Below are 26,199 nucleotides of genomic sequence, written 5' to 3' on the forward strand. Positions count from 1 at the left end.
CCCACGCGCCCCCGGTAGACTCGATTCTCGTGTCAGAGTCTCCTGAAATCACCCCGGAAGCGGTCGAAGCCGCTGTCGCCGACGCCCTCTCGGCGATCGCCGCAGCCGCCGACACCGCCGAGCTGAAGGCGGCTCGCGCCGCACACGTCGCGGAGGGTTCGCCGCTCGCGGTCTTGAACGCCTCGATGCGCCAGGTCGCCCCCGAGAACAAGGCCGCGTTCGGCAAGCTCGTGGGGCAGGGGCGCGGGCAGGTGACGCAGGCGCTCGCCGCCAAGGAGGCCGAGCTGGCCGCAGCCGAGGTCGCTGCGCGTCTCGAGTCCGAGCGCGTCGACATCACGGCGGTGCCCTCGCGCACGCGGGTCGGCGCCCGGCACCCGCTCACGCTGCTCCAGGACCAGGTCTGCGACATCTTCGTCGGCATGGGCTGGGAGATCGCGGAGGGACCGGAGCTCGAGCACGAGTGGTTCAACTTCGACGCCCTGAACTTCGACGTCGACCACCCTGCCCGCCAGGAGCAGGACACGTTCTACGTCGACCCGCCCTCGCGCCACCTCGTCATGCGCACGCACACGAGCCCGGTGCAGGTGCGCTCGATGCTCGACCGCGACGTGCCGATCTACGTGCTGTGCCCGGGGCGCGTGTACCGCACCGACGAGTTCGACGCCACGCACCTGCCGGTGTTCACCCAGTTCGAGGGCCTCGTGATCGACAAGGGCATCACGATGGCGCACCTCAAGGGCACGCTCGACCACTTCGCGAAGCAGCTGTTCGGCCCCGAGGCCGAGACGCGCTTCCGCACCAACTACTTCCCCTTCACCGAGCCCTCCGCCGAGCTCGACCTGTGGCACCCGACCTTCAAGGGCGGCGCGCGCTGGATCGAGTGGGGCGGTTGTGGCATGGTCAACCCGAACGTGCTGCGCGCGGCCGGGATCGACCCCGAGGTGTACAGCGGCTTCGCGTTCGGCATGGGCATCGAGCGGGGACTGATGTTCCGCAGCGATGTGCAGGACATGCGCGACATGGCCGAGGGTGATGTCCGTTTCAGCGAGCAGTTCGGGATGGTGGTGTGATGCGCGTCCCGCTTTCGTGGTTGCGTGAGTACGTCGATCTGGCAGCGGATGCCACGCCCGAGGATGTCCTCGCGGCACTGGTGACCGTCGGCTTCGAAGAGGAGGACGTGCATCGGTTCGAGATCTCCGGTCCCGTCGTCGTCGGGCAGGTCGTCTCGATCGAGGCCGAGCCGCAGTCCAACGGCAAGACCATCAACTGGTGCCAGGTCGACGTGGGCGAGGCGAACGGCGGCATCCGCGGGATCGTCTGCGGTGCGCACAACTTCGTCGCCGGCGACAAGGTCGTAGTCACCCTCCCCGGCGCCGTGCTGCCGGGGCCGTTCCCGATCGCCGCCCGCAAGACCTACGGTCACGTCTCCGACGGCATGATCGCCTCGGCGCGCGAACTGGGCCTGGGCGACGAGCACAACGGGATCGTCGTGCTCTCCGACCTCGGCATCGACGCGCCCGTCGGCGCCGACGCGATCGCGCTGCTGGGCCTCGACGACGTCGCGGTCGAGATCAACGTCACCCCCGACCGCGGCTACGCGTTCTCCCTGCGCGGCGTCGCCCGCGAGTACGCGCACGCCACGGGGGCGGCCTTCCGCGACCCGGCGGAGCGCGACTTCGCCGAGCTTCAGCCCGGCACCGGACACACGACCGTGGTCGATGACGTCGCCCCCGTGCGTGGCCGCGTCGGCGCGAGCGAGTTCGTGACCCGCGTCGTGCGCGGCGTCGACCCCTCACGTCCGACTCCGCCGTGGATGATCGCGCGGCTCAGCCTCGCGGGCATGCGCTCGCTGGGCATCCTGATCGACATCACCAACTACGTGATGCTCGAACTGGGGCAGCCGCTGCACGGCTACGACCTCGACAAGCTCGCGGGCGGCATCACGGTCCGCCGCGCCGCCCCCGGCGAGAAGATGACCACCCTCGACGGCGTCGAGCGCGCGCTGCACGTCGAAGACCTGCTCATCACCGACGGGTCCGGCCCGATCGGCCTCGCCGGCGTCATGGGCGGCGGAACGACCGAGATGAGCGAAACCACGCGCAACGTGCTCATCGAGGCGGCGAACTTCGACCCGATCACGATCGCCCGCACCGCGCGTCGACACAAGCTGCCGAGTGAGGCCTCCAAGCGCTTCGAGCGCGGTGTGGACCCGCTCATCCCGTTCGTCGCCGCGCGCCGTGCAGCCGACCTGATGGTCGAGCTCGCCGGGGGCACGCTGACCGAAGAGGGCGGTGCGCTCTTCGCCGAGGTCTTCGTCGAAGCGATCGAGCTCCCCGCGGGCTTCGTGCAGGGACTCATCGGCGTCGACTACACCGACGACGAGATCACCGGTGCGCTCACCACGATCGGCGCGGATGTCACCGCCTCGGAGGAGGGCTCCGGCTGGACCGTAATCCCGCCGACCTGGCGCCCCGACCTCACCGACAAGTGGACGCTCGCCGAGGAGGTCGCCCGCATCCACGGACTCGACCGCATCCCCTCGGTGCTGCCGACGCCGCCGTCCGGCCGCGGGCTCACGGCGCACCAGCAGGGACGCCGCCGCGTGGCCGACGCGCTCGCCGCCGCCGGCCTGGTGGAGACTCCGTCCTTCCCGTTCACCACGGAGGCGCAGAACGACCTGCACGGCTCCGCCTCGGGAGAGCACCTGCCGAGCATCCGGCTGGCGAACCCGCTCGACGGGCAGGCACCGTTCCTGCGCCGCTCGCTCATCCCCGGTCTGCTGCAGACCGCGCATCGCAACATCTCGCGCGGCCTCACCGATCTCGCGATCTTCGAGACGGGTGCCGTGTTCCTTCCGGAGCCGGGCGTCGAGTACGGCACCGATGAGGTGCCGCCGCTGGGTGAGCGCCCGTCCGATGCGACACTCGCGGCATTGAACGCCTCGATCCCGCCGCAGCACCGGTTCGTCTCGGCGCTGCTCACGGGCCACGTTGCACCGCGTCAGCCCGGACGCCCCGCAGAAGCCGCAGGTCTGGCCGAGGCGCTGGATGCCGTCCGTGTGATCGCGGCGGCCGCCGGCGTCGAGATCGACGTGGTCCAGGCTGAGCGTGCAGCTCTCCACCCGGGACGCACCGGGTCGCTGCGCGTCGCCGGCGAAGAGGTCGGCTATGTCGGCGAGCTGCACCCCACGGTGGCTGAGGGGGCGGATCTGCCCGGGCGCGCGACCGTGTTCGAACTCGACCTCGACCGCATCCTGACGCTCGCGGGCGGTCGGGTCGTCGCGGCATCGCTGTCGACGTTCCCCGCGGCGACGCAGGACGTCTCGCTCACGCTCCCCGCGGACGTACCGGCCGCCGACGTGCAGGCCGCACTCGCCGAGGGCGCGGGTGCGCTGCTCGAATCGGTGCGACTGGTGGACGACTACCGCGGCAAAGGTGTGCCGGAAGGCTCGAAGAGCCTGACCTTCGCACTGCGCTTCCGCGCCGACGACCGCACGCTCACGGCAGCCGAGGCCACCGAGGCCAAGCTCGCCGGTGTGGAGGTCGCGGCCCAGCGCTTCGGAGCCGCACTGCGCGACTGAACCGTCTCCGCGGAAGCCCTGATCTGCTCTGAGCGGAAGGGCTTCCGCGGGTGCCGCGTTCCTGGTGACATGGGTCCATGACGGACGTGTTGATCCTCGGTGGAACGGGCTGGCTCTCCGGGCGCATCGCCCGCCGATGGCGGGATGCGGGGGCCACGGTGACCTGTCTCGCTCGCGGGGCGAGGCCTGCGCCCGACGGTGCCGAGCTCGTACGTGGAGACCGCGACGATCCCGCGGCGTACACCGCGCTCATCCGGCGGGACTGGGATCACGTGGTGGATATCTCGTCGCAGGCGTCGCAGGTCGAGGCGGCCGTCGCTGCCCTCGGCGAGCGTGTCGCGCGGTGGACCTACGTGTCTTCCCTGTCGGTCTACTCCGACGACGAGACGGTCGGTGCGGACGAGTCGGCACCGCGGCATCCGTCCGCCCGCCCCGGTGACGAGTACGAGTACGGGGCGCAGAAGGCTGCGGCCGAGGACGCCGTGGGCACCCTGGGCGATCGTGCGCTCATCGTGCGACCGGGACTCATCGTCGGCGAAGGCGACCCCAGCGATCGATTCGGTTACTGGGCAGCGGCGTTCGCGCGGGCGGGTGGGGAACCGGTCCTGTCGCCGCCGCTCGAGGGGAAGAGCGCCCAGGTGATCGACGTGGACGATCTCGCCGAATTCATCGTCGCGGCGACCGTGAGCGGGCCGGTCAACGCCATCGGCGACGTGCAGCCCTTCGACGAGGTATTGCGCGAGAGCCGGACCGCCGCGGGTCATACCGGCGAGATCGTGGTTGCCGAGGAGGACTGGCTCGTCGCACACGGGGTCCAGCACTGGGCGGGGCCCAGATCCCTGCCGCTGTGGCTGCCCCCGGGGATGACGGGCTTCATGACCCGGTCTAACAGCGCGTACCGCGATGGAGGTGGTCGGCTGCGGCCGCTGACCGACACCGTCCGTACCGTCGTCGCCGATGAGCGGGCGCGCGGGGTCGACCGCGACCGTCGTGCCGGACTCGCCCGCGCGGAGGAGTTGACGCTCCTGGCCGATCGCTAGACGTTCCTGGCCGATCGCTAGACGTTCCTGGCCGATCGCTAGACTCTGAGCAGTGACACGGGGTGCCGCATCCGCGGCTGAGAACAGACCCGTCGAACCTGATCTAGTTCGTACTAGCGAAGGGATGTCGCGATGAGCGATCTTCTGCGTCCTGATTCCATCACCGATCTGCCCGGCGCCGCCGCCGCCCTGTGGGGGGTGCTGCGCGAGACGCCCCCACTGACGCACTGCATCACCAACACGGTCGTCGCCGGGTTCACCGCCAACGTGCTGCTCGCCCTGGGGGCTGCCCCGGCCATGGTCGACATCGTCGGAGAGGCCGAGATGTTCGCCGGTGTCGCGTCCGGTGTGCTGATCAACCTGGGAACGCCCACTCCTGAGCAGCGCGCGGCGAGTCTCGAGGCTGTCGCCGGGGCTGCGACCGCCGGAACACCGTGGGTGCTCGATCCGGTCGCGATCGGGGCCCTGCCGATCCGCACCGCGCTCGCGCACCAGCTGGCGGGGCAGCGTCCGACGGCGATCCGCGGTAACGCCTCGGAGATCCTCGCGCTCGCCGGGCTCAGCGCCGGCGGTCGGGGAGTGGATGCGACGGACAGCACGGATGCCGCAGCCGACGCGGCCGCTGCCCTCGCGCGACGGACCGGTGCCGTGATCGCGGTGTCCGGTCCGATCGACCTCGTCACCGACGGGGAGCGGGTGCTGCGCCTCGCGAACGGGCACGAGCTGCTGACCAGGGTCACCGGCGGGGGCTGCGCTCTCGGGGCCGTGATGGCCGCATTCCTCGGTACCGCGCGCAATACCGGACACGATGCCCTCACGGCCGTCGCCTCCGCGAGCCTCGTGTACACGATCGCGGCCGAGCGCGCTGCCGTCGTCTCGACCGGCCCCGGCAGCTTCGCCGTGGCACTGTTGGATGCACTCGGCTCCGTCGGCCCCGCTGACGTGATCGCGGACGCCCGTGTCGAGGCGGGTGCGCGGTGAACGCCGACCTCTCCCTCTACCTCGTCACCGATCCCACGCTGTGCGGCGACCGCGGTGTCGTCGAGACTGTGCGCCGTGCCGTCGACGGGGGCGTGCGCATCGTGCAGCTTCGCGACAAGACCGCATCCGATGCCGAGACGGTCGAGCAGCTGCTCGCGCTGTCGCAGGCGATCGACGGACGCGCACTGCTCGTCGTGAACGACCGGCTGGATGCGGCGATCGCCGCCCGCGCCCGCGGTGCACGCGTCGACGGCGTGCACCTGGGTCAGGGGGACGCGTCGGTGCTGCGGGCGCGCGAGGCTCTCGGGCCGGATGCGCTGATCGGCCTCACCGCGAACAGTGCAGCGCACCTCGACGCGGTTCTCGCGTTGCCCGCCGGAACCGTCGACTATCTCGGCGTCGGGGTGATCCGTCCGACCTCGACCAAGCCAGATCATCCTGAGCCCCTCGGCGTGGACGGGTTCCGCGACTTCGTGACCCGCAGCCCGCTTCCGTGCGTGGCGATCGGCGGCGTCGGTATCGACGACACCGAGGCGCTTCGTGATGCCGGTTCCGCCGGACTCGCCGTGGTCTCGGCGCTGTGTGCGGCCGATGATCCCGCCGCGACCGCCCGGGAGTTCCGGCGACGCTGGCTCGCGGGGTCCGTGCCACGGGTGCTCAGCATCGCGGGGAGTGATCCTTCGGGAGGGGCGGGTATCCAGGCCGACCTCAAGTCCATCGCCGCGAACGGCGGGTACGGCATGGCCGTCCTCACCGCGCTGACCGCGCAGAACACGCAGGGTGTCCGGGCGGTGCATGTGCCGCCGGTGGACTTCCTCCGTGCGCAGCTCGACGCGGTGTCGGACGACGTCGTGATCGATGCGGTGAAGATCGGGATGCTGGCCGAGACGGAGGTGATCCGCGCGGTGGGCGAGTGGCTCGATCGGGTGCGTCCGCCCGTCGTCGTGCTCGACCCGGTCATGGTCGCGACGTCGGGGGACAGGCTCCTCTCTCCGGATGCCGAGGCGGAGCTGCGGAGTCTGCTCGGTCGCGCGACGCTGGTCACCCCGAATCTCGCTGAGCTCGCGGTGCTGACCGGTCGTGACATCGTCGATTGGGCCGACGGCATCACCGCCGCCGAGGAGCTGTCGGCCGAGATCGGTGCCGCCGTGCTCGTCAAGGGCGGTCATCTCACCGGCGACGAAGCTCCGGATGCGCTGGTCGACACGCATCGCGGCCTTCGCCAGGAGTTCACCGGCCCGCGCATCGCCACGTCGAGCACGCATGGCACGGGCTGTTCGCTCTCTTCGGCCCTGGCCACGCTGCTGGCGCAGGGGAGTGATCACGAGGAGGCGGTACGCGCGGCACGCGCCTGGCTCCGCGAGTCCCTCCGCGCGGGGGACGGGCTGCGCGTGGGGCGCGGACACGGCCCGATCAGCCACTTCGCCGGCCTCTGGGGTCGTGGGCGCTCGGCGACGCGACCGGAGGCGACCGACATCGCTGCGGACTGGTGGCAGGAGATCGCCGGTATCCGCGCGGGGATCGATGAGCTGCCGTTCATCCGCGCGCTCGCCGACGGCTCTCTCGAGCGCGCGCCGTTCCTGTCGTACCTCGCGCAGGATGCGCTGTATCTGCGTGACTACGCCCGCGTGCTGGCCGAAGCCGCCCGCCTCGCGCCGACCTCGGCGGAGCAGGCGTTCTGGGCGGACTCCGCCCACGGTTCGATCGTCGGCGAGCTCGAACTGCACGCGTCCTGGCTGACCCCGTCGGAGGGGGTGGGAGCGGCGACCTTCGCGGCGGAACCCTCCGCGGTGACGACGGCATACCTCGACCACCTGCGGTCCGTCGCCTTCGGCGGTGACTACGCCGAGATCGTCGCCGCGGTGCTCCCGTGCTTCTGGCTCTACACGGATCTCGGCCGGCGTCTGCACGCGGGGGAGTTCGGCGAATACGCGACCGATCCGCAACATCCCTACGCGTCCTGGCTCGCGACATATGCCGACCCCGCGTTCGAGGAGGCGACCCGGACGGCGATCGAGCACGCGTCCGCCGCCGCTGCGGCGGCGGACGCCGACACCAGGGCGCGGATGCGGCGGGCATTCGTGTCATCGAGTGAGCACGAGCTCGCCTTCTTCGCCGCTCCGCTGGAGTCGCCGCCGGGCAGATGACGGTCCGGATTTGCGGTGGCTGCCGGGGCCGCGCTACTGTCACGACATGCCTTCGGCCGCCACCGCTTCTTCGACGCTCGCTCCGAGCGTCATCGCTGTGCGCCGACGCCGCGGCCGCCGACTGTAGGCGACCCCGCCCTCCTGCCTGCGCCCGCGCGGCGGTCGAGAGCCGGTGTCGCCGCCTCCGGCCCCGCCCCCGGTCCTCCTTTCGAGGAAGGACCCGACCGTTAAGGTAGAAGCATGACGTATTCCGTCGCCGTCTCCGGCGCATCCGGCTACGCAGGCGGCGAGATCCTACGCCTCCTGGCCGACCATCCCGACATGGAGATCCGCACCGTCACGGCGCATTCGAACGCCGGACAGCCTCTCGTCGACCACCAGCCGCATCTGCGTTCACTCGCGCACCTCACCCTGCAGGACACGACGCCGGAGATCCTCGCAGGTCACGACATCGTGTTCCTCGCGCTTCCGCACGGGCAGTCGGGGCAGTACACCGACGCCCTGGGCGACGCGCCGCTCGTGATCGACGCGGGTGCCGATCACCGACTCACGTCGGCGTCGGCCTGGGATGCGTTCTACGGCGGCACCTTCCACGAACCGTGGACATACGGTGTCCCCGAGCTCCTCGTCGATGGAGTGAAGCAGCGCGAGCACCTCCGCGGGGCGACGCGCATCGCTGCCCCGGGCTGCAACGCCTCCACGGTGAGTCTCAGCCTCGCCCCGGGTGTCGCGGCCGGAGTGATCGACCCCTCCGACATCGTCTCGGTGCTGGCCGTCGGCCCGTCGGGAGCGGGAAAGAGCCTCAAGCCGAACCTGCTGGGCAGCGAGATCCTCGGCACCGCGAATCCCTATGCGGTCGGCGGAACCCACCGGCACATCCCCGAGATCCGTCAGGCGCTCGCCGCGGCGTCCGGGGCGGATGCCGCGGGCATCCGCATCTCGTTCACCCCGGTGCTCGTCCCCATGTCGCGGGGCATCCTCGCCACCTCGACGGCGCCGATCGTCGACGGCGCGACCGATGCGCAGATCCGCGATGCCTGGCAGAGCGCCTACGGCGACGAGACGTTCGTGCAGTTGCTGCCGGAGGGGCGCTTCCCCCGAACGGCCGACGTGCTCGGAGCCAACACCGCGCTCATCGGTCTCGCTATCGATCGCGCCGCCAACCGGGTCACGGTGGTCACCGCCGTCGACAACCTCGTCAAGGGCACCGCCGGCGCTGCCATCCAGTCCATGAACATCGCGCTGGGTCTTCCCGAGAACCGCGCCCTCTCAGTGAACGGAGTCGCGCCGTGAGCGTCACCGCCCCCGCAGGATTCGAGGCGGCCGGTGTCGCCGCAGGCCTGAAGTCCACCGGCAAGCCCGATGTCGCCGTCGTCGTCAACCGGGGGCCGCGCAAGGTCGGTGCCGCCGTCTTCACGAGCAACCGCGCGAAGGCGAACCCGATCATCTGGTCGCAGCAGGCGGTCGCCGACCGCATCGTCGAGGCCGTGGTGCTCAACTCCGGCGGGGCGAACTGCTTCACCGGGGCCTTCGGGTTCCAGACCACGCACCAGACCGCCGAGAAAGCCGCCGAGCTCCTCGGAGTGAGCGCCGGTGACGTGCTGATCTGCTCCACCGGACTCATCGGCACCGGCGACGAGACCTTCCGGCAGCGGGTGCTCTCCGGCACGGAGCAGGCGATCGCCGCGCTCAGTGCCGACGGGGGCGACGCCGCCGCGCAGGCGATCATGACCACCGACACCGTGGCGAAGACCGCCGTGATCAGCCGTGACGGATGGACGATCGGCGGCATGGCGAAGGGCGCGGGCATGCTCGCACCGGGTCTCGCCACGATGCTCGTGGTGATCACGACCGACGCGGTCCTCGAGCCGCTGCAGGCCGACGAGGTGCTGCGCCGCGCGACGGGGCAGACGTTCGACCGGCTCGACTCCGACGGGTGCATGTCGACGAACGACCAGGTCACGCTGCTCGCCAACGGCGCATCCGGAGTCGTCCCCGACCTCGACGACTTCGCCGCCGCACTGACCGAGCTGTCGCAAAAGCTTGCGGTGAAGCTGCAGGGCGATGCCGAAGGCGCCAGCCACGACATCACCATCGAGGTGCAGCACGCGGTGTCCGAGCAGGATGCGGTCGAGGTCGGCCGATCCGTCGCGCGCAACAACCTCTTCAAGGCCGCGATCTTCGGGAACGACCCGAACTGGGGCCGCGTGCTCGCCGCGATCGGCACCACGAACGCGCAGTTCGACCCCTACGACGTGGACGTCTGGATGAACGGCGTCCGCGTCTGCACCGAGGGCGGCCCGGATCGCCCCCGGGAAGAGGTCGATCTGACGCCGCGCGCCACGCACCTCGTGATCGATCTCAAGGTGGGGGACTCGACGGCAACCGTGCTCACGAACGACCTCACCCACGATTACGTGCACGAGAACAGCGCATACGCCTCATGACCGACATCCAGGACACTCCCGCCGAGGTCGCCGCGCAGAAGGCCACCACTCTCATCGAGTCGCTGCCGTGGCTGAAGAAGTTCCGCGACCAGATCGTCGTCATCAAGTACGGCGGAAACGCGATGGTGTCGGAGGAGCTGCAGGATGCCTTCGCCCAGGACATCGCTTACCTCCGTTACGTCGGCGTGCTGCCGGTCGTCGTGCACGGAGGTGGTCCGCAGATCTCGAACATGCTGCAGCGACTCGAGATCCCCAGCGAGTTCAAGGGCGGCTACCGCGTCACCAACACCGAGGCGATCAGCGTCGTGCGCATGGTGCTCACGGGTCAGGTCAACCCGCAGCTCGTGTCGAAGATCAACTCGCACGGTCCGATCGCGACGGGTCTCAGCGGTGAGGATGCGGGACTCTTCGGCGGACGCCGTCGTGGCGTCGTGATCGACGGGGAAGAGGTCGACCTCGGCCGCGTCGGCGACGTCGTGGAGGTCGATCCGACCCCCGTGCTCGATCACCTCGCCGCCGGACGCATCCCGGTCGTGTCGAGCATCGCGCCCGACCTCGACCACCCCGGTCAGTCGCTCAACGTCAACGCCGACGCTGCGGCTGCCGCTCTCGCGGTGTCGTTGCACGCGCGCAAGCTCGTGATCCTCACGGATGTGCCTGGGCTCTACGCGGATTGGCCGAACCGCGACTCGCTCGTTTCGCACCTGACCTCGGAAGCCCTCATCGAGATGCTGCCGAAGCTCGAATCGGGGATGATCCCGAAGATGCGGGCGTGCCTCGATGCGGTCGAGGGCGGCGTGGACGCGGCAGCGATCATCGACGGCCGCGTGCCGCATTCGGTGCTCGTCGAACTTTTCACCAGCAAGGGAATCGGGACCGAAGTGGTCTTGGGAAAGAATGAGGTGACGGCATGACCGTCTGGCAGGACGACGCGGCACGCGATCTCGTGCTCAACGCAGGGGACCGGCTCGCGATGCTGGTCCGCGGCGAGGGCTCGTACCTGTGGGATGCCGACGGCCGACGCCACCTCGACTTCCTCGCCGGTATCGCGGTGACCTCCCTCGGGCATGCGCACCCGGCCTTCGTGGAGGCGGTCTCGACGCAGGCAGCCACGCTCGCCCATGTGTCGAACTACTTCGCCACTCCGCCCCAGCTCGCACTCGCCGCACGGCTCAAGCGTCTCGCGGGTGCCGGTATCGACGGGCGGGTGTTCTTCTCGAACTCGGGCGCCGAGGCCAACGAGGCCGCCTTCAAGCTCGCCCGCCTGCACGGTGGCGCCGAGCGCACGCGCATCCTCGCGCTCGAGAACGGCTTCCACGGACGCACGATGGGGTCGCTCGCGCTCACCGCGAAGGCGTCGATGCGCGCGCCGTTCGAGCCGATGCCCGCCGGTGTGGAGCACATCCCCGCCACGATCGAGGCCCTCGAGGCGGCGATGGACGACCGCGTCGCCGCCATCATCGTCGAGCCCATCCAGGGTGAGGCCGGCGTCGTCGAGCTGCCGGAGGGCTACCTCGCCGCCGCGCGCTCGCTGACCCTCGCTCACGGCGCGCTGCTGATCGTGGATGAGATCCAGACGGGTGCCGGTCGCACGGGCGAGTGGTTCGGGTTCAGCCACGAGGGCATCACTCCCGACGCGATCACGCTCGCCAAGGGCATCGGCGGCGGCTTCCCGATCGGCGCTCTGGTCACCTACGGTGCCGCGAGCGCCCTCTTCACCCCGGGCTCGCACGGCTCGACCTTCGGCGGAAACCCGCTCGCGACCGCTGTCGCCGACGCCGTGCTCGCCGAGATCGAGAGCGCCGGCCTGGTGGAGAACGCGGCCCGTCGTGGGGCGGAGCTGCGGGAGATCCTCCTCGGCCTCGACTCTCCGCTGATCGAGGGCGTGCGCGGACGTGGTCTGCTCGTCGGTGTCGCGCTCACCGCTCCGGTCGCCGGCGCGGTGGTCGCGGCTGCGCAGGAGCGCGGCCTCATCGTCAACGCCGCCAACCCCGAGACCGTGCGCATCGCGCCCGCCCTCACCATCGGCGACGCCGAACTCGCCGAGTTCCGCGAGCTGTTCACGGCTTCCCTCGCCGACGTCCAGGCCTCTGTTGCCGGAAAGGTATCCGCATGACCCGCCACCTGCTGCGCGACGACGATCTGACCCCCGCCGAGCAGGCCGAGATCCTCGATCTCGCCATCGAGCTGAAGAAGGACCGCTGGGCCGACAAGAGTCTCGCGGGCCCGCAGACCGTCGCAGTGATCTTCGACAAGTCCTCCACGCGCACCCGCGTCTCGTTCGCGGTGGGCATCGCCGACCTCGGCGGCTCCCCCCTCATCATCTCGACCGCGAGCAGCCAGCTCGGCGGCAAGGAGACCCCGTCCGACACTGCGCGGGTGCTCGAGCGCCAGGTCGCGGCCATCGTGTGGCGCACCTACGCGCAGTCCGGGCTCGAGGAGATGGCGGCAGGAACGCGCGTCCCCGTGATCAACGCGCTGTCGGACGACTTCCACCCGTGCCAGCTGCTCGCCGACCTGCTGACGATCCGTGAGCACAAGGGCGAACTGAAGGGGCTCACGCTCACGTTCCTCGGTGATGGGCAGAGCAACATGGCGCACTCCTACGCGCTCGCGGGCGTGACAGCGGGCATGCACGTGCGCATCGCGTCGCCCGAGAACTACGCGCCGCGGGCGGATGTCATCGAGGCTGCGGACCGCCGTGCCGCCGAGACCGGTGGTTCGATCACGCTGTACACCGATCCGGTGGAGGCCGCAGCGGGTGCCGACGTCGTCGTCACCGACACCTGGGTGTCGATGGGCAAGGAGGAGGAGAAGCTCGCGCGCATCCGCGATCTCGGCGGCTACAAGGTCACGCCCGAGACGATGACGCTCGCCGACCCCGAGGCGATCTTCATCCACTGCCTCCCCGCCGATCGCGGCTACGAGGTCGACTCCAGCGTGATCGACGGGCCGCAGAGTGTGGTCTGGGACGAGGCCGAGAACCGGCTGCATGCGCAGAAGGCCCTCCTGGTCTGGCTGCTCGGCAAGAAGGACGCGTGATGGCCGACTCCTCGCACGAAGGCACCAACGAGGGCGCGCTCTGGGGTGCCCGCTTCGCCACCGGGCCGTCGCCGGAGCTGGTGGAGCTCAGCCGCTCCACGCACTTCGACTGGATCCTCGCGCCGTACGACATCGCCGGCTCCCACGCGCATGCCACGGCGCTCGAGGCGGCCGGATATCTCGAGCCCGATGAGGCGCGGCGGATGCACGACGGGCTGGATGCCGTGGCGCGCAAGGTGGCCGACGGCACTCTGCGCCCGGTGCCCACAGATGAGGACGTGCACGGCGCCCTCGAGCAGGCGCTGATCGCCGAGCTCGGCCCTGAGCTCGGAGGCCGCCTGCGTGCCGGCCGGAGCCGCAACGACCAGATCGCGACGCTGGTACGCATGTACCTGATCGACCACGCGCGGGTGATCGCCCGCGACATCCTGCGGGTGATCGACGCGCTGGTCGCCCAGGCCGAGGCGCACCCCGATGCCATCCTCCCCGGGCGCACGCATCTGCAGCATGCGCAGCCCGTGCTCCTCGCCCACCACCTGCAGGCGCACGGCTGGCCGCTGGTGCGCGAACTCGAACGCCTGGTGGACTGGCGTCGTCGTGCCGGTGTCTCGCCCTACGGCGGGGGAGCGCTGGCCGGTTCCACGCTCGGTCTCGACCCCGCGCTCGTCGCGACCGAGCTCGGCCTCGATCGTCCGGCCGAGAACTCTCTCGACGGCACGGCCGCCCGCGATGTGGTGGCGGAGTTCGCCTTCATCACGGCCATGACGGGTGTCGACATCTCGCGCCTGTCCGAGGAGATCATCCTCTGGAACACCCGCGAGTTCGGTTTCGTCACGCTCGACGACGGGTACTCGACGGGGTCGAGCATCATGCCGCAGAAGAAGAACCCCGACATCGCCGAGCTCGCGCGAGGCAAGTCGGGCCGTCTCATCGGCAACCTCTCCGGGCTGATGGCCACGCTCAAGGGGCTCCCGCTGGCGTACAACCGCGATCTGCAGGAGGACAAGGAGCCGGTCTTCGACTCGGTGCAGACCCTCGAGGTGGTGCTCCCCGCGTTCGCCGGCATGATCGCGACGCTGCGTTTCGACACCGAGCGGATGGCGGCGCTGGCGCCCCAGGGCTTCTCGCTCGCGACGGATGTCGCGGAGTGGCTCGTGAAGCGGCGGGTGCCGTTCCGCGACGCCCACGAGATCTCCGGCGCGCTCGTGCGTGCGTGTGAAGAACAGGGGATCGGGCTGGAAGACGCTTCCGATGAACTGCTGTTGTCGGTGTCCCCGCATCTCGTCCCCGAGGTCCGCGAGGTCCTCACGATCGAGGGTTCGGTCGCGTCTCGGACCGGTGTCGGCGGCACCGCACCGGTCCGCGTCGCGGAGCAGCGCGCCGAGCTCGTCGCCCGCGCCCAGGCCGCCGCCCACGCGCTCGGCCTGTAGCCGGACTCGCGGTCGGCGGCCGTGTCGAGCTCAGTGCAGTTCGGCGTCGGCCGCGGACCGCGCCCACCGGGCGAACCGTACGGTGAGACCCACACGTGTCGGGGCGGCGAGGAAGGGCCCGGCGGATGCCGCTGCCTTGCCGTCGAACGGAGCGACCCGCACGAGCCGCCACGGCTCCTCGGCGGTGCGCGCCCGCACGATCACGGAGTCCGCCCAGCGGCTCACGCGCACTGTGATCTCGCTCTCGAGCCACTCGTCGACGAAGCCGACGGACCAGTCCGACCCTCCGTCGGTGACCACGGCGCCGAGCCCGAGGTGGTCGTCGGCGTACTCGACGCCGGTCTTCACCCAGTGTTCGTCGTCGATCCGCACGAAGATGCCCGCCTGGTCGAACTGGCCGTCCCACGGCGCCCGGAACGACACCTCCATCGCCTCGCCCACGGCGAGCGGTGCGAGCAGGGCGTGTTCGGTGTCGTGCACGAACCCGTAGGCGGTGTGCCGCCAGGCGTCGCTGCCTTCGACGGCAGTGACGTCGAAGTGCTCGGCGTCTTCCACGGCGGCGGGGTCGTGGGTCCAGGTTCCCTCGGACCAGGCAATGATGCTCGAATCAGGCATATTTCCATTCCATAACCACATAGTGCATATAACTAAGAATATTCGTGATAAGGTTATCGCATGGTCATCGCTGTGATCGCAGACATCGTGGGCTCCCGTGAACTCGGGGACCGCGGCGCCGCACAGCGCGTGCTGGATGAGACCATCGCGCAGGCCGAGATCGACCTCCCGCTGGCGGCGCAGCCGTTGACGCCCACCGTAGGAGACGAGCAGCAGGGCGTCTACCGGGAGCTCGGCGATGCGCTCAGCTCGCTCTTCCTCATTCAGCTGCGACTGCCCGACGGGATCGCCTTCCGATTCGGCATCGGCGTGGGGGAGGTGCGCGCCGTCGCGTCCGTGCACGGCGAGCTCGCCGACGGGCCGGGCTGGTACGCCGCGCGGGCCGCGATCGAGACCGTGCACTCCCGCGAGCAGCGCGCCGTGCCGCGCACGCGCACCTGGATTGTCGGAGCCCCGGGGCAGGATGAGGTCATGGCGTCGACGATCGCGGTCTCCAATGCCTACCTGCTCGCGCGTGACGAGCTCGTGGGTGCGATGAGTGCGCGCGAGCGGCGACTCACCTACGGGCGCCTGGTCGGCCGCTCGCAGCAGGAGCTCGCGGCGCAGGAGGGCATCTCCCAGCCGAGCGTCTCGAAGTCGCTGCGACGTGCCGGATCCGCCGCGCTCATCGAAGGACTCGCCGCCCTCAGGGGAGAGCCGGCATGATCATCGCCGGATTCATCCTGCTCGCCATCGGAGCCGCAGACCTCGTGCGGCAGTTCGTCCCGCGGCGTTGGATCGGATACCTGGCCGCGACCATCGTGCTGCTGCTGCTCGGCAGCGTCAGCGACGCTCTCCTGCCGATGATCGCCGCGCTCGTGTCCGCCGCGCTCTGGGTCTGGTGCATGCCCGACGGGCGGGCGTCGCGCGCCGGCTTCTGGCCAGCCGTCGTCCTCGCTCTCGTCGTCGTCGGAGCCGTGATCTCGATGGGCGCACGCGCCCAGGCCGGTCTCATCGGCGAGGTGTGGCAGTTGCGTTCGCCGTTCGGTGAGGTCACGTTCGACCTGGCGATCCTGGTGCTCGGGGTGTCGGCGTTCCTCCTCGAGTCCGCGAACCTCGTGGTGCGCGCCGCTCTCGACGGCGAACACACCTGGCGCCCCGCCGAGCAGGTCACCGAGGCCCCGCCCGTTGATGCGGAGACGCGTCAGACCCTCGCCGAATCGTCAGCGGATCCGGCGCCTGTGGTCGCGACCACCCCCGATCCGCGGGCCGGCTTCCAGGGCGGGCGACTGATCGGTCCGCTCGAACGCATCCTCGTCCTGATCCTCACCCTCGCCGCCGCATATCCGATCCTCGCGGCGATGCTGGCGGCGAAGGGGATCGTGCGCTTCCCGGAGATCTCCCGCGACGGCGAGACCGGCGCCAGAGCCGAGTATTTCCTGGTAGGCAGCCTCGTCAGCTGGGTGATCGCCCTCGGCGCCGCCTTCCTCGTGTGGTGGGCAGCGCACAGCTGAGGCGCGATTCGACGGTGCGGGGCGCTGATAGCCTGGAGCGCGTGTCAACTCCCGATCTGACGACCGCACCCCAGGCGATCGACCCCGCGTTCGAGAACGTGTGGGACGAACTCGTGTGGCGTGGCCTGGTCCAGGTGTCCACCGACCAGGAGGCGCTGCGCGCCCTGCTCGCGGGAGACCCCATCACGTATTACTGCGGGTTCGATCCGACGGCTCCGAGCCTGCACCTGGGCAACCTCGTGCAGCTGCTCACGCTGCGTCGCATCCAGCTCGCCGGGCATAAGCCTCTCGGTCTGGTCGGCGGGTCCACCGGACTCATCGGCGATCCGCGCCCCACGGCAGAACGCACATTGAACACGCGTGAGACCGTCGAGGAGTGGGTCGGGCGCCTGCGTGCGCAGGTCGAGCGCTACCTCAGTTTCGAGGGTGACAACGCCGCCCGCATCGTGAACAACCTCGACTGGACGGCGCCGCTGAGCGCGATCGACTTCCTCCGGGAGATCGGCAAGTACTACCGCGTCGGCACGATGCTCAAGAAGGATGCGGTCGCCGCGCGGCTGAACTCCGATGAGGGCATCAGCTACACCGAGTTCAGCTACCAGATCCTGCAGGGGATGGATTACCTCGAGCTCTACCGCCAGTACGACTGCGTGTTGCAGACGGGTGGGTCCGACCAGTGGGGCAACCTCACCAGCGGGACGGATCTGATCCGCCGCGCCGAGGGCTCGTCCGTGCATGCGATCGGCACACCGCTGATCGCCAACAGCGACGGCACGAAGTTCGGCAAGAGCGAGGGCAATGCGATCTGGCTCGACGCCGAGATGTGCAGCCCGTACCGGATGTACCAGTTCTGGCTGAGCACCGCGGATTCCGACGTCGTCGACCGCCTGAAGGTCTTCACGTTCCTGAGCCGCTCGGAGATCGAGGGGTACGCCGAACTCGTGGCGACGGAGCCGTTCCGTCGTGCCGCCCAGAAGCGTCTCGCGCTCGAAGTGGTGGCGACCGTGCACGGCATCGACGCGGCGACGGCGGTGATCGCGGCATCCGAGGCCCTGTTCGGACAGGGCGATCTGACCGCGCTCGACGCGCAGACACTCCGCACCGCGCTGGAAGAGCTCCCGAATGCGACCGTCGCCACCGGCACCCCGGTGGTGGACGTGCTGGTCGCGACAGGGCTGGTCGCCAGCCTCTCCGAGGCGAGGCGCGCGATCGCGCAGGGCGGTGTCACGCTCGACGGCGACCGCGTCGAAGACGAGACTGCCACGGTCCAGGGCACTCTTCCCGGGGGAGTGTCCGTACTCCGTCGTGGCAAGAAGACCCTTGCCGGCGTCTTCCTCGGCTGAGCCTTCGCGCTTCGGAGAGCAGAGCCGGATGCCTTTCACTCCCAGTCACGCGCTCGTGGCGCTGCCGTTCATCCGAACGCCGTTGGTGCCCGCGGCGATCGCGATCGGCGCCATGACGCCGGATCTGCCGCTGTTCGTGCGGGGTGTCGGGCTGAACTACTCGTTCACCCACACGTTCGGCAACATCCTGTGGACGGCACTCCTCGCGTTCGTGCTCTTCCTCGTCTGGCGCGTGATCCTGCGTCCCGCGGTGCCGGAACTCGTGCCGCTGTGGCTGGCGCGTCGGCTCCCGGAGGACTGGCGCGAGGGCGGCGCGGAAGCCGCACGACGAGCCGTCGGCGTGGGGGAGAAGCGCTGGTATCCGGTGCTCCTCGCGGTGTCTTTCCTGATCGGCGTGGCCTCGCACATCCTCTGGGATCTCTTCACGCATGAAGGTCGTGCCGGCGTGGAGCTGTTCCCCGGACTCGATGCGATGTGGGGTCCGCTGCCCGGATTCAAGTGGCTCCAGCACGGGTCGAGTGTGATCGGCCTGCTCATCATCGGTGTCTGGGCGCTGCTGTGGCTGCGTCGGCGGGAAGCGCGAACGAGTGTGGCGCAGTCGCTGCCGCAGGGGGTACGCATCGCGTGGTGGGTCTCGCTCCCGGTGATCCTGGTCGCTGCGCTCGTCTGGGGGATCATCGCGTTCGGTCCCATCGACACGGAGTTCACCGTGCAGCATCTGGCCTATCGCGTGCTGCCTCCGGCATGTGCGCTCTGGGGTGCGATCACCTTCGTGCTCTGCGTCGTTCTGGCGGTTCGCGGCCGTCGTCACCAGATCGCCTGATCCGACCCCCAGAGGTGCGGGGCATCGAACTCGAGACCGGTCATCGCCGGTCGCGAGGTGACGAGGGACCTGCCGTCGACCTCGAAGCGCGCGAGGTGCGGGCCGACGTCGAACCCGACCTCCCCTTCCGGCTCCCGGCTGCGCGGCATCCCGAGAAGTTCGGCGGCGATGCGGCGGAGCGAGGTGCCGGTGTACCAGGACCCGCCTTCGCCGGTGCGGCGTTGCAGCAGCGCCGTCACCGCGGCGGCGAGCAGATATCCGGCACTGTGGTCGAGCGCCTGGGCGGGAAGCGTGCCCGGGCGGTCCCCGTCCGGCGACTCGATGAGCGCGATTCCGGATGCCGCCTGGACGAGGCTGTCGAAGCCGGCGCGATCGGGATGCTCCGTGCCCCAGGCACTCAGTTGCGCGACGACCAGGTCCGGATACCGTTCGGCGAGCACACTCGGATGAAGTCCCAGTCGGTCCAGCGCGGCGGGACGGTAGCCGAGCACCACGGCATCGGCGTCTGAGAGCAGGTCGTGCATCTGCGCGGTGCGCGCATCCAACCGTGCCGAGCGCTTGCCGTGCCCGGTGTCGAGGTGCTGCCACTCGGGTTCGGGCAGGTGCGGCGGATCGATGCGCAGCACGTCGGCGCCGAGGAGAGCGAGCGTGCGGGTGCAGACGGGACCGGCGATAACGCGGGTGAGGTCGAGCACGCGCATACCGGCGAGGGGGTGGCGATCATCCTGCGCCGCCGCCGCTCGTGAGTGGCGGGAGTGACGACGTGCGGGGGTGTCGGTGCGTCGGGTCTCGAGAAGCGGCGTCGCTCGGAGGGCTCGATCAGCGGCGGGGTCCTCGGCGGACACGGCGACGGCGAGTCCGCCGAGTCGGGTGATCGCCGCGACGGCGTCAGCCGTGGTTCGCTCCTCGAGTGCGGCGGGGACCGCATCGGCGTCGGCGTCATCCTGCAGTCCGAGTGCGGTGCGCAGAGCGGCGGCGTGATGCGGGTAGTTCCCATGGGTCCTGACCCATCCGTCCGTGGTCCGCCAGAAACCCGAGTAGGGCGACCACACCGGGGGAGCGACGCCGTCGATCGCGAGCACTCGATCACTTCGGTAGGCGGTGGCCACGCGGTGCGGGTCGATGACCGTGGGAGAGAGCCCAGCGGCGAGCATGGCAGAGGCCACGCTGGCCCAGGCGAGTTCCGCGGTGGCGAGCCGAGAGGGCAGGGCTACGGCGGCGTGAGCTTCGGTCGTTCCCTCTGTGGCGGGGAGATCGAGCAGGATCCTGACGCGGTCGAGCAGAGCAGCTCCCGCGTTGGGAGCCGGGTCAGTGTTGAGTGGGAGCATGGCCAGATCGTACTCTCGGCGGCACGACGCGGCGGAAACCGCGGCTGACCCGGCGTAAAGCGCGCGGAACGCTCGAACGACACGCCCGGGCTGTATGCCCCGATTTGCCAGAACCCCGGAACCCACGTAACTTATTACTTGTTCGCCCCACAGGGAAGCGGAGGAGCCAAGAGCTTCACCCCCCTCAAGCGGAGAACCACTCCCTATCCACTCTCACTTGAGAGATCAGGCGCTTGCGTCTAGGATAGGGAATCCACCTCTTCTGCGGCTGTCATCAGCTGCGCTGCGGATCTCTGATCTGCACGGCGCGCCGATTTGACAAGCGGGACAGGGTGGGTAAGATAGAGAAGTTGCCCTTCGGGCCTGGCTGTGATGGCTGGGTCGTGGGAGCATCCGATCCTTGAGAACTCAACAGCGTGCACTTGTCAAATGCCAAATTATCCTCGTCTCCACTTCGGTGGGGGTGAGAATTCCTTTGGATCAAAGACCAACTCCTTTCGGGGGGTTGGCAATGGATGAAGTCAGCAATGAATTTGTCTCTTTGGTCAGCATCAAACTCGCTGCGTCATCGTTTTCCCGGTGTCGTATGCATTTCTTTTTTACGGAGAGTTTGATCCTGGCTCAGGATGAACGCTGGCGGCGTGCTTAACACATGCAAGTCGAACGGTGAACACGGAGCTTGCTCTGTGGGATCAGTGGCGAACGGGTGAGTAACACGTGAGCAACCTGCCCCTGACTCTGGGATAAGCGCTGGAAACGGCGTCTAATACTGGATATGTGACGTGACCGCATGGTCTGCGTCTGGAAAGAATTTCGGTTGGGGATGGGCTCGCGGCCTATCAGCTTGTTGGTGAGGTAATGGCTCACCAAGGCGTCGACGGGTAGCCGGCCTGAGAGGGTGACCGGCCACACTGGGACTGAGACACGGCCCAGACTCCTACGGGAGGCAGCAGTGGGGAATATTGCACAATGGGCGCAAGCCTGATGCAGCAACGCCGCGTGAGGGACGACGGCCTTCGGGTTGTAAACCTCTTTTAGCAGGGAAGAAGCGAAAGTGACGGTACCTGCAGAAAAAGCGCCGGCTAACTACGTGCCAGCAGCCGCGGTAATACGTAGGGCGCAAGCGTTATCCGGAATTATTGGGCGTAAAGAGCTCGTAGGCGGTTTGTCGCGTCTGCTGTGAAATCCGGAGGCTCAACCTCCGGCCTGCAGTGGGTACGGGCAGACTAGAGTGCGGTAGGGGAGATTGGAATTCCTGGTGTAGCGGTGGAATGCGCAGATATCAGGAGGAACACCGATGGCGAAGGCAGATCTCTGGGCCGTAACTGACGCTGAGGAGCGAAAGGGTGGGGAGCAAACAGGCTTAGATACCCTGGTAGTCCACCCCGTAAACGTTGGGAACTAGTTGTGGGGTCCATTCCACGGATTCCGTGACGCAGCTAACGCATTAAGTTCCCCGCCTGGGGAGTACGGCCGCAAGGCTAAAACTCAAAGGAATTGACGGGGACCCGCACAAGCGGCGGAGCATGCGGATTAATTCGATGCAACGCGAAGAACCTTACCAAGGCTTGACATATACGAGAACGGGCCAGAAATGGTCAACTCTTTGGACACTCGTAAACAGGTGGTGCATGGTTGTCGTCAGCTCGTGTCGTGAGATGTTGGGTTAAGTCCCGCAACGAGCGCAACCCTCGTTCTATGTTGCCAGCACGTAATGGTGGGAACTCATGGGATACTGCCGGGGTCAACTCGGAGGAAGGTGGGGATGACGTCAAATCATCATGCCCCTTATGTCTTGGGCTTCACGCATGCTACAATGGCCGGTACAAAGGGCTGCAATACCGCGAGGTGGAGCGAATCCCAAAAAGCCGGTCCCAGTTCGGATTGAGGTCTGCAACTCGACCTCATGAAGTCGGAGTCGCTAGTAATCGCAGATCAGCAACGCTGCGGTGAATACGTTCCCGGGTCTTGTACACACCGCCCGTCAAGTCATGAAAGTCGGTAACACCTGAAGCCGGTGGCCTAACCTTTTTGGAGGGAGCCGTCGAAGGTGGGATCGGTAATTAGGACTAAGTCGTAACAAGGTAGCCGTACCGGAAGGTGCGGCTGGATCACCTCCTTTCTAAGGAGCATCTGACACCTCCGGGTGTCCAGAACCCAGATCGAAGGCATACGTTCTTCGCTGGGAGCTCATGGGTGGAACATTTGACATGGTGTGAAGGATGTTGTTCTTCTTTAGTACGTCGGGTCTTCGGATCTGGTGGGAACGGGGAGGGTGGCGGATGTCGCACCTGCACGCTGTTGGGTCCTGAGGGACCGGATGCGCACTGGCCTTTGGGTCGAGTGCACAGTCGGTTACTCTGGGCCTCTTTCTGTTTCCCCTTTTGTGGGGTTGTGGATGGGGGCACCGCCCGTACTTTGAGAACTACACAGTGGACGCGAGCATCTTGCAGCTGGCTTCGGTCAGTTGCACAAGATGATCTTAAAGATCATTAGTCAATTTCAGATTCCATCTTCGGGTGGGGTCGAGTTTTTGATTCAAACTCATGTGATTTCAAGTCTTTAAGAGCAAACGGTGGATGCCTTGGCATCTGGAGCCGAAGAAGGACGTAGCAATCTGCGATAAGCCTCGGGGAACTGATAAGCAAGTTTTGATCCGAGGGTGTCCGAATGGGGAAACCCCGCTGGGCGGCGTGCCGACCTAGTGACTCCCGCCTGAATATATAGGGCGGGTAGAGGGAACGTGGGGAAGTGAAACATCTCAGTACCCACAGGAAGAGAAAGCAACCGCGATTCCGTTAGTAGTGGCGAGCGAAACCGGAACAGGCTAAACCTAGCGTGTGTGATAGCCGGCAGGTGTTGCACGTTGGGGGTTGTGGGACTTTTCAGTCATCTCTGCCGAGGTGGCGGCGTTACAAGAAGGTATAGACGAACGGTCTTGAAAGGCCGGTCATAGAGGGTGCCAACCCCGTAGTCGAAATGCCTCTCTTGGCGCGAAGAGTATCCCAAGTAGCACGGGGCCCGTGAAATCCCGTGTGAATCTGTCAGGACCACCTGATAAGCCTAAATACTCCCAGATGACCGATAGCGGACAAGTACCGTGAGGGAAAGGTGAAAAGTACCCCGGGAGGGGAGTGAAATAGTACCTGAAACCGTTTGCTTACAAACCGTTGGAGCCTCCTTAGTAGGGGTGACAGCGTGCCTTTTGAAGAATGAGCCTGCGAGTTAGCGATATGTGGCGAGGTTAACCCGTGTGGGGTAGCCGTAGCGAAAGCGAGTCTGAATAGGGCGATTCAGTCGCATGTCCTAGACCCGAAGCGAAGTGATCTATCCATGGCCAGGTTGAAGCGACGGTAAGACGTCGTGGAGGACCGAACCCACTTAGGTTGAAAACTGAGGGGATGAGCTGTGGATAGGGGTGAAAGGCCAATCAAACTTCGTGATAGCTGGTTCTCTCCGAAATGCATTTAGGTGCAGCGTTGCGTGTTTCTTGCCGGAGGTAGAGCTACTGGATGGCCGATGGGCCCTACAAGGTTACTGACGTCAGCCAAACTCCGAATGCCGGTAAGTGAGAGCGCAGCAGTGAGACTGTGGGGGATAAGCTTCATAGTCGAGAGGGAAACAACCCAGACCACCAACTAAGGTCCCAAAGCGCGTGCTAAGTGGGAAAGGATGTGGAGTTGCCTTGACAACCAGGAGGTTGGCTTAGAAGCAGCCACCCTTGAAAGAGTGCGTAATAGCTCACTGGTCAAGTGATTCCGCGCCGACAATGTAACGGGGCTCAAGCACGCCACCGAAGTTGTGGCATTGACATTATTGGTAGGCCTTCGTGGTCCAGCCGTGTTGATGGGTAGGAGAGCGTCGTGTGGCCAGCGAAGCGGCGGTGTGAACCAGCCGTGGAGGCTACACGAGTGAGAATGCAGGCATGAGTAGCGAATGACGTGTGAGAAACACGTCCTCCGAAAGACCAAGGGTTCCAGGGTCAAGCTAATCTTCCCTGGGTAAGTCGGGACCTAAGGCGAGGCCGACAGGCGTAGTCGATGGACAACGGGTTGATATTCCCGTACCGGCGAAGAACCGCCCAAGCTAATCCAGTAGTGCTAAGTGTCTGAATCCCAGTGACTGATCCCTTCGGGGTGACGCTCTGGGCCTAGCGCACGACCCCATTCTGGTGCGGTTAGCGTATTAACAGGTGTGACGCAGGAAGGTAGCCCAAGCCAGGCGATGGTTGTCCTGGTGCAAGTGCGTAGGCCGAGTCGTAGGCAAATCCGCGATTCATTAAGGCTGAGACACGATGCGGATAAAAAGTGGGTGATCCTATGCTGCCAAGAAAAGCATCGACGCGAGGTTCTAGCCGCCCGTACCCCAAACCGACTCAGGTGGTCAGGTAGAGAATACCAAGGAGATCGAGAGAATCGTGGTTAAGGAACTCGGCAAAATGCCCCCGTAACTTCGGGAGAAGGGGGGCCTTCGGCGTATAGGGATTTACTCCCGAAAGCGTTTGGAGGCCGCAGAGACTAGTGGGTAGCGACTGTTTACTAAAAACACAGGTCCGTGCCAAGTCGCAAGACGATGTATACGGACTGACGCCTGCCCGGTGCTGGAAGGTTAAGAGGACCGGTTAGCCGTAAGGCGAAGCTGAGAATTTAAGCCCCAGTAAACGGCGGTGGTAACTATAACCATCCTAAGGTAGCGAAATTCCTTGTCGGGTAAGTTCCGACCTGCACGAATGGCGTAACGACTTCCCAACTGTCTCAACCGCGAACTCGGCGAAATTGCATTACGAGTAAAGATGCTCGTTACGCGCAGCAGGACGGAAAGACCCCGTGACCTTTACTACAGCTTGGTATTGGTGTTCGGTGTGGCTTGTGTAGGATAGGTGGGAGACTTTGAAGCATGGACGCTAGTTCGTGTGGAGTCATTGTTGAAATACCACTCTGGTCACTCTGGATATCTAACTTCGAACCGTAATCCGGTTCAGGGACAGTGCCTGGTGGGTAGTTTAACTGGGGCGGTTGCCTCCCAAAAAGTAACGGAGGCGCCCAAAGGTTCCCTCAACCTGGTTGGCAATCAGGTGTCGAGTGTAAGTGCACAAGGGAGCTTGACTGTGAGACTGACAGGTCGAGCAGGGACGAAAGTCGGGACTAGTGATCCGGCAGTGGCTTGTGGAAGCGCTGTCGCTCAACGGATAAAAGGTACCTCGGGGATAACAGGCTGATCTTGCCCAAGAGTCCATATCGACGGCATGGTTTGGCACCTCGATGTCGGCTCGTCGCATCCTGGGGCTGGAGTAGGTCCCAAGGGTTGGGCTGTTCGCCCATTAAAGCGGTACGCGAGCTGGGTTTAGAACGTCGTGAGACAGTTCGGTCCCTATCCGCTGCGCGCGTAGGAAATTTGAGAGGATCTGACCCTAGTACGAGAGGACCGGGTTGGACGAACCTCTGGTGTGTCAGTTGTTCCGCCAGGAGCACCGCTGATTAGCTACGTTCGGGATGGATAACCGCTGAAAGCATCTAAGCGGGAAGCCGGCCTCAAGATGAGATTTCCATACCTTCGGGTGAGAGGCTCCCAGCCAGACTACTGGGTTGATAGGCCAGATGTGGAAGTGCAGTAATGCATGCAGCTGACTGGTACTAATAAGCCGATGACTTGATAACACACCGTTTGTTGGTGCTACGCGTCCACTGAGTGGTTCTCGATGTACGGTCGAGAACCGCATAACAACAATGACTTTGTTATGTGTTTGATTGAAACATCAATAGTGTTTCGGCGGCCATAGCGTGAGGGAAACGCCCGGTTACATTCCGAACCCGGAAGCTAAGCCTCACAGCGCCGATGGTACTGCAGGGGGGACCCTGTGGGAGAGTAGGACACCGCCGGACTCCTTTTAGACAAAATGGCCACCCATCGATGGGTGGCCATTTTGCGTT

General features: G+C 66.7%; 17 protein-coding genes, 3 rRNA genes and 1 riboswitch. Of the genes, 18 read left to right on the forward strand and 2 right to left on the reverse strand.

The genetic code is table 11. From position 1 onward, the window contains the following. The first annotated feature begins 29 nt into the window (after window positions 1-29). The 11 genes from pheS (at window position 30) to argH (ending at window position 14,667) form a co-directional block, all read left to right on the forward strand. A complete protein-coding gene (gene pheS / locus GZ67_RS0113720; RefSeq protein ID WP_029262477.1) occupies window positions 30-1,070 on the forward strand; it encodes a phenylalanine--tRNA ligase subunit alpha in 1,041 nt (346 codons plus the stop codon). Further along, the gene (pheT, locus tag GZ67_RS0113725) at window positions 1,070-3,580 is read left to right on the forward strand and encodes a phenylalanine--tRNA ligase subunit beta (RefSeq protein WP_029262476.1); all 2,511 of its coding nucleotides are present in this window, start codon (window positions 1,070-1,072) and stop codon (window positions 3,578-3,580) included. Before pheS ends, pheT begins: the two co-directional genes overlap by 1 nt. A 77-nt stretch (window positions 3,581-3,657) precedes the next feature. After that, window positions 3,658-4,620, forward strand: a complete 963-nt coding sequence (locus tag GZ67_RS0113730; protein ID WP_029262475.1) for an NAD-dependent epimerase/dehydratase family protein — start codon at window positions 3,658-3,660, stop codon at window positions 4,618-4,620. 48 nt (window positions 4,621-4,668) lie between these two features. Then, a riboswitch (TPP riboswitch) is annotated at window positions 4,669-4,762 on the forward strand. Next, window positions 4,753-5,601 carry a hydroxyethylthiazole kinase gene (thiM, locus tag GZ67_RS0113735; protein WP_081860008.1) on the forward strand — a complete coding sequence of 283 codons (849 nt, stop codon included), beginning with the start codon at window positions 4,753-4,755 and terminating at the stop codon, window positions 5,599-5,601. It overlaps the preceding riboswitch by 10 nt. Next, complete coding sequence (locus GZ67_RS0113740; RefSeq protein WP_029273923.1) at window positions 5,598-7,748, forward strand: bifunctional hydroxymethylpyrimidine kinase/phosphomethylpyrimidine kinase; 2,151 nt, start codon at window positions 5,598-5,600, stop codon at window positions 7,746-7,748. Before thiM ends, GZ67_RS0113740 begins: the two co-directional genes overlap by 4 nt. Window positions 7,749-7,988: 240 nt before the next feature. Next, window positions 7,989-9,041 (forward strand): N-acetyl-gamma-glutamyl-phosphate reductase, encoded by a 1,053-nt coding sequence (gene argC / locus GZ67_RS0113745; protein WP_029262472.1) that lies wholly within the window; start codon window positions 7,989-7,991, stop codon window positions 9,039-9,041. Beyond that, the gene (gene argJ, locus GZ67_RS0113750; protein WP_029262471.1) at window positions 9,038-10,195 is read left to right on the forward strand and encodes a bifunctional glutamate N-acetyltransferase/amino-acid acetyltransferase ArgJ; all 1,158 of its coding nucleotides are present in this window, start codon (window positions 9,038-9,040) and stop codon (window positions 10,193-10,195) included. The genes argC and argJ overlap by 4 nt, the downstream gene beginning before the upstream one ends. Beyond that, on the forward strand, window positions 10,192-11,109 hold the full coding sequence (gene argB, locus GZ67_RS0113755; RefSeq protein WP_029262470.1) for an acetylglutamate kinase: 918 nt from the start codon (window positions 10,192-10,194) through the stop codon (window positions 11,107-11,109). Before argJ ends, argB begins: the two co-directional genes overlap by 4 nt. Next, on the forward strand, window positions 11,106-12,311 hold the full coding sequence (locus tag GZ67_RS0113760; protein ID WP_029262469.1) for an acetylornithine transaminase: 1,206 nt from the start codon (window positions 11,106-11,108) through the stop codon (window positions 12,309-12,311). Before argB ends, GZ67_RS0113760 begins: the two co-directional genes overlap by 4 nt. Next, window positions 12,308-13,237, forward strand: a complete 930-nt coding sequence (gene argF / locus GZ67_RS0113765) for an ornithine carbamoyltransferase (protein WP_029262468.1) — start codon at window positions 12,308-12,310, stop codon at window positions 13,235-13,237. Before GZ67_RS0113760 ends, argF begins: the two co-directional genes overlap by 4 nt. Next, window positions 13,237-14,667, forward strand: coding sequence for an argininosuccinate lyase (argH, locus tag GZ67_RS0113770; protein WP_029262467.1), 1,431 nt, complete (start codon window positions 13,237-13,239; stop codon window positions 14,665-14,667). The genes argF and argH overlap by 1 nt, the downstream gene beginning before the upstream one ends. Before the next feature lie 30 nt (window positions 14,668-14,697). Here argH and GZ67_RS0113775 read toward each other — a convergent pair whose 3' ends face one another. Beyond that, window positions 14,698-15,282 carry a DUF1349 domain-containing protein gene (locus tag GZ67_RS0113775; protein ID WP_029262466.1) on the reverse strand — a complete coding sequence of 195 codons (585 nt, stop codon included), beginning with the start codon at window positions 15,280-15,282 and terminating at the stop codon, window positions 14,698-14,700. 60 nt (window positions 15,283-15,342) lie between these two features. On the opposite strand from GZ67_RS0113775, the gene GZ67_RS0113780 reads away from it, so the two are divergent. From GZ67_RS0113780 to GZ67_RS0113795, 4 genes are read left to right on the forward strand one after another with little or no spacing between them, the layout of a single operon-like run. Continuing rightward, a complete protein-coding gene (locus GZ67_RS0113780) occupies window positions 15,343-15,987 on the forward strand; it encodes a SatD family protein (protein WP_029262465.1) in 645 nt (214 codons plus the stop codon). Next, window positions 15,984-16,775, forward strand: coding sequence for a hypothetical protein (locus GZ67_RS0113785; RefSeq protein WP_029262464.1), 792 nt, complete (start codon window positions 15,984-15,986; stop codon window positions 16,773-16,775). The genes GZ67_RS0113780 and GZ67_RS0113785 overlap by 4 nt, the downstream gene beginning before the upstream one ends. A gap of 41 nt (window positions 16,776-16,816) precedes the next feature. Next, window positions 16,817-18,118 carry a tyrosine--tRNA ligase gene (gene tyrS / locus GZ67_RS0113790; protein WP_029262463.1) on the forward strand — a complete coding sequence of 434 codons (1,302 nt, stop codon included), beginning with the start codon at window positions 16,817-16,819 and terminating at the stop codon, window positions 18,116-18,118. 28 nt (window positions 18,119-18,146) lie between these two features. After that, window positions 18,147-18,941: a DUF4184 family protein gene (locus GZ67_RS0113795; protein WP_029262462.1), complete on the forward strand. Its 795-nt coding sequence runs from the start codon at window positions 18,147-18,149 to the stop codon at window positions 18,939-18,941. Here the strand turns inward: GZ67_RS0113795 and GZ67_RS0113800 are convergent. Further along, the gene (locus tag GZ67_RS0113800; RefSeq protein WP_081860007.1) at window positions 18,926-20,269 is read right to left on the reverse strand and encodes a CoA transferase; all 1,344 of its coding nucleotides are present in this window, start codon (window positions 20,267-20,269) and stop codon (window positions 18,926-18,928) included. The two genes, GZ67_RS0113795 and GZ67_RS0113800, sit on opposite strands and share 16 nt — an antisense overlap. A gap of 598 nt (window positions 20,270-20,867) precedes the next feature. On the opposite strand from GZ67_RS0113800, the gene GZ67_RS0113805 reads away from it, so the two are divergent. From GZ67_RS0113805 to rrf, 3 genes are all read left to right on the forward strand, one after another. Continuing rightward, window positions 20,868-22,391 (forward strand): 16S ribosomal RNA (locus tag GZ67_RS0113805). 430 nt (window positions 22,392-22,821) lie between these two features. Further along, window positions 22,822-25,926 (forward strand): 23S ribosomal RNA (locus GZ67_RS0113810). A 108-nt stretch (window positions 25,927-26,034) separates the two neighbouring features. Further along, window positions 26,035-26,151 (forward strand): 5S ribosomal RNA (gene rrf / locus GZ67_RS0113815). The 16S, 23S and 5S rRNA genes sit together here, the layout of an rRNA operon. The last annotated feature ends 48 nt before the right edge of the window (window positions 26,152-26,199 follow it).

It is taken from the genome of Microbacterium sp. Cr-K20 (genome assembly GCF_000708325.1).
Taxonomy (GTDB): Bacteria; Actinomycetota; Actinomycetes; order Actinomycetales; family Microbacteriaceae; genus Microbacterium.

Bases quoted from the DNA above. Each gene is read 5' to 3' on its own strand.
- argH (WP_029262467.1), top strand. From the start codon at position 13,237: ATGGCCGACTCCTCGCACGAAGGCACCAACGAGGGCGCGCTCTGGGGT.
- pheT (WP_029262476.1), top strand. From the start codon at position 1,070: ATGCGCGTCCCGCTTTCGTGGTTGCGTGAGTACGTCGATCTGGCAGCG.
- GZ67_RS0113780 (WP_029262465.1), top strand. From the start codon at position 15,343: ATGGTCATCGCTGTGATCGCAGACATCGTGGGCTCCCGTGAACTCGGG.
- GZ67_RS0113800 (WP_081860007.1), bottom strand. From the start codon at position 20,269: ATGCTCCCACTCAACACTGACCCGGCTCCCAACGCGGGAGCTGCTCTG.
- GZ67_RS0113730 (WP_029262475.1), top strand. From the start codon at position 3,658: ATGACGGACGTGTTGATCCTCGGTGGAACGGGCTGGCTCTCCGGGCGC.
- GZ67_RS0113785 (WP_029262464.1), top strand. From the start codon at position 15,984: ATGATCATCGCCGGATTCATCCTGCTCGCCATCGGAGCCGCAGACCTC.
- GZ67_RS0113795 (WP_029262462.1), top strand. From the start codon at position 18,147: ATGCCTTTCACTCCCAGTCACGCGCTCGTGGCGCTGCCGTTCATCCGA.
- GZ67_RS0113775 (WP_029262466.1), bottom strand. From the start codon at position 15,282: ATGCCTGATTCGAGCATCATTGCCTGGTCCGAGGGAACCTGGACCCAC.
- argC (WP_029262472.1), top strand. From the start codon at position 7,989: ATGACGTATTCCGTCGCCGTCTCCGGCGCATCCGGCTACGCAGGCGGC.
- GZ67_RS0113760 (WP_029262469.1), top strand. From the start codon at position 11,106: ATGACCGTCTGGCAGGACGACGCGGCACGCGATCTCGTGCTCAACGCA.
- thiM (WP_081860008.1), top strand. From the start codon at position 4,753: ATGAGCGATCTTCTGCGTCCTGATTCCATCACCGATCTGCCCGGCGCC.
- argB (WP_029262470.1), top strand. From the start codon at position 10,192: ATGACCGACATCCAGGACACTCCCGCCGAGGTCGCCGCGCAGAAGGCC.
- argF (WP_029262468.1), top strand. From the start codon at position 12,308: ATGACCCGCCACCTGCTGCGCGACGACGATCTGACCCCCGCCGAGCAG.